This window comes from Allgaiera indica, from assembly GCF_900106675.1.
Lineage (GTDB): Bacteria > Pseudomonadota > Alphaproteobacteria > Rhodobacterales > Rhodobacteraceae > Acidimangrovimonas > Acidimangrovimonas indica.
On record NZ_FNOB01000077.1, the window covers coordinates 1 to 1,035 of the forward strand.

At 62.5% G+C, this 1,035-nt stretch carries 1 protein-coding gene; it reads right to left on the minus strand.

What is annotated here, in order from left to right:
* Positions 1 to 157 precede the first annotated feature (157 nt).
* A complete protein-coding gene (locus tag BLV97_RS20645; RefSeq protein WP_092164247.1) occupies positions 158 to 961 on the minus strand; it encodes a metallophosphoesterase in 804 nt (267 codons plus the stop codon).
* Positions 962 to 1,035 lie beyond the last annotated feature (74 nt).

Here is a 1,035-nt window from a genome sequence, read left to right on the forward strand (position 1 = left end):
CACACAGCCAGGGATGGCAGTTATCCCGATTGTGTAAAGGCCGCTCCCTGCGCTTTGGGGACCTCCGAAGCGATCGCCGCGAACGGCGGCTACCGGGTTGACCAAGGCCCGACCGGGCGATCGGTTTCGAGACGCAAGGCTGGGGACACCGCCCTGCTCAAACCTCCAGCACGAACGCAGGGTCGAAGCCCGTCTTCTCCCGCGGATAGCCACGCTGGTTCATGATGAAGCGGATTGGTCCGTAGTCGCCATCCCCCGTCCAATTCTGGCCCTCATGGCTGTGCCCGCAGATCCATGTGTGGATGTCGAAGGCCCGGATCTCTTCCCAAAGGTCACAAGCGAAGCCGTTGTTCATCGCGCGTGCTTCGTCGCTGCCGATGGTGCGCTGCGGAGCAATCAGATTGCGGACGGGAATGTGGTGGGTCATCACCACCGTGGGACCGGCGTGCGGCGTGTGCAGCGCGTCGAAGATCGCCGCCTTGTCCTCGGCGTGCCTTGCCAGCATGTCGTCGGTGGTGAACCTGGTTCCTGGCTTGGTGCGGATTGCCTCGTAGTCATTCAGGCCAGCTGAGACCACGATGCGGGCAAGTTGGTCGAGCCCGGGGTAGAGTTGCAGGTCCGTCCAGAGCGTCGCGCCAACGATACGCACGCCCGCGATCTCGGTCACTGCCCCATGCAGAACTCGGATATCGAGACCTTCAGCGCGAATAGCGGCAAGCTGGCGTTCCTCATCGGCCAGCAGTTCGGACCAGATGGAGCCGTAGGGTTCGTGATTGCCCCAGATCACAACAACCGGGCAGCCATACTTGCCAGCGGCCCGCACCGGGATATCCAGATGACGGCCCCCCGTATGGGTGTCGCCCGCGATTAGCACACCATCCACCGGCGCGCGCAGTTCGGGGAGATCGAAACCTACCCAGAATTCGTCATGCAGATCGCTCCAGACCAGGAACCGCGCCATGTCGTCCGTTCACGCAAGAGGGGGGTGCTTGGCGGCATCTTAATCGTGAGCTTCCTCGAGCACCATTAAGATCG